Annotated in this window: 1 protein-coding gene, 1 tRNA gene and 1 pseudogene; 1 reads left to right on the top strand and 2 read right to left on the bottom strand. The window is 74.5% G+C overall.

Annotated features, from left to right (window positions below):
* The first annotated feature begins 464 nt into the window (after window positions 1-464).
* Window positions 465-1,667, top strand: coding sequence for a M6 family metalloprotease domain-containing protein (locus G3I42_RS28255; RefSeq protein WP_164290597.1), 1,203 nt, complete (start codon window positions 465-467; stop codon window positions 1,665-1,667).
* Window positions 1,668-1,755: 88 nt separating this feature from the next.
* Here the strand turns inward: G3I42_RS28255 and G3I42_RS28260 are convergent.
* A tRNA-Lys gene (locus tag G3I42_RS28260) sits at window positions 1,756-1,829 on the bottom strand.
* Window positions 1,820-2,175, bottom strand: a pseudogene (locus G3I42_RS37935) (hypothetical protein); the annotation flags it as partial. The pseudogene G3I42_RS37935 and the gene G3I42_RS28260, both read right to left, overlap by 10 nt.

The following is a 2,175-nucleotide window of genomic DNA, read 5'->3' on the forward strand; positions in this document are numbered from 1 at the left end:
TGCTTTCGCTCCCGTTTCTTCCGGTGGGGGTGGAGGGCGGAAGTGTGCGTTCAAGGCGCGTAGACGACGCTGCGTGAAGCTTGAACTTTTACCGCATCGTTGGTCGTGTCCCCGGGCGCGCCCCCACCGCGACCCACGCGCCCCCCGGCCGCCGCCACTCCGGCCCCGCGCCCCACTCGCCCCGCCCCCGGGCTCGCCCCACGCCGTCCTCGCGCGCCCCCCTCTCCCCCCACCGCGTCCCCCGGACAGCCCCGGGGCAAAGGGGCCGAGCGAGTGGCTCTTCACTCCCGTAGATCAGACAAACAGTGCATATGTACTTATGACATCGCAAGGTGAGGGGCGTGTTTCGCCATCGACCGCGCCCAGAGCACCGCGTCCCCCGGCCCCGCGCCCCGCAGACCGCCGCGAGCGGCGAGTGGTGGGGCGGACGGGGTGCGGGCGGCGGTACGGGGCTGTCGTGGCGCATGCGGTTCGGGGCCGCGACGACCGCCTTTCTCGCCCTCGTCTCGGGCGCCCTCGTCCTCGCCCCTGCGCCCGCGCTCGCCGGGCTGCGCTCCGGACCCTGCGTGCTGCCGCGCACGGGCGTGCACCACTCGGAGGGCCTCGACACGTGGAACGCCGCGTACCCCCGTCCGGCCGGGCGGCTCGACGCGGTGCTCGTGTACCTCTCCTTCCCCGGCGCCACGCCGCACGCGACGCCCCGCGAGCTGAGCCGCGACTACTTCCCCGCGACGACGGACTTCTACACGCGCGCCTCGTACGGGCGCATGCGGCTCGTACCGCACGTGCGGCCCGGCTGGGTGCGGATGCCGCGCCCGGCGAGCGCGTACGCGATAGAACGGGACTGGGGCGACGGGGGCCGCTCGGCGTACCTGCGCGACGCGCTCGCCGCCGCCGACCCCGGCACGGACTTCGCCAAGTACGACCTCGTGTACCTCGTCGCCGACCCGGACGCGCCCGGGGTGAACTCGGACGCGACGAAGGTCGTCAATCTCGGCACCCCGCTGCACGCCGACGGGACCGATCTGCGCCGCTTCGTGACCGTCTTCGAGCAGCACCCGCCGGACCACAACGTGCTCGCCCACGAGACGGGGCACGTCTTCGACCTGCCCGACCTCTACCGCCGCCCGGCGGACGGCAAGGGCGACTGGGACACGCACGTCGGGGACTGGGACCTCATGGGCAGCCAGTTCGCGCTGGCGCCGGAGTTCTTCGGCTGGCACAAGTGGAAGCTGGGCTGGCTCGACGGCGCGCAGGTCGCCTGCCTGCCCGCGGAAGGCGACAGCCGCGTGGACCTCGCCCCGCTCGCGGCCCCGCCGCCGCGGGGAATGCGCGGCGCGCCGCGGCTCGCCGTGGTCCGTACGGGCCCGTACCGGGCGCTCGCGATCGAGGTGCGCACGGCGCGCGGCAACGACGCGACGACGTGCGCCGAAGGGGTCCTCGTCTACGAGGTGCGCACCGACACGGCCTCGGCGCAGGGCCCGGTCAAGGTCTACGACACGCACCCGGGCACGGAGGGCTGCGCGAGCCGTTCCGTCCAGCCGGGCCTCGCCGACGCGCCCCTCGGCGTGGGCGAGACGTACACCGTCCCGGACCGCGGCCTGCGCATCACGGTCGAGGCGAAGAACCCGGACGCGGAGTGGACCGTCCGCGTCCGTCCCTCCTGACCCCTGGGCCCCCGTGGAAGGCCCCCGATCCCACGCCATGAGCACAACGAAAAGGCCCCCCGATCGCTCGGGGGGCCTTCTCCGTCTGTGCGCCGCCAGGGACTCGAACCCCGGACCCGCTGATTAAGAGTCAGCTGCTCTAACCAACTGAGCTAGCGGCGCCTGCTGACGTCGTAGACATTAGCACCCTGGTCGGCAGGGTGCGAAATCGATATCCGCACACCTGTCCGGGCCGCCCACAGCAGGACCTCCGGGCCGGGGAGCCAGGGGCGCGTGCCCTTCGGGGGCACCAGCCAGCGGTCCCGGCCCGCGCCCGGAAGCGCGCGTTCCAGGGGCGGCAGGCTCGCGAGGTCGCCGCGGCCGTGGCAGAGCAGGGGCGGGAGGGGATGGCGGGTGCCGCCGCCCCACTGCTCCCACCGCAGCAGCGCGGCGAGGCGGTCGGCCGTGCCCGGGCGCGCGAGCAGGAGAAGGCGGTCGCCGCGCTCGGCGAGCGGGCCGCACCCCGGGC

The organism is Streptomyces sp. SID11385 (genome assembly GCF_010548245.1).
GTDB lineage: Bacteria > Actinomycetota > Actinomycetes > Streptomycetales > Streptomycetaceae > Streptomyces.

Excerpts from the sequence above, each read along its gene's own strand:
- G3I42_RS28255 (WP_164290597.1), top strand. The coding sequence starts at position 465 with ATGCGGTTCGGGGCCGCGACGACCGCCTTTCTCGCCCTCGTCTCGGGC.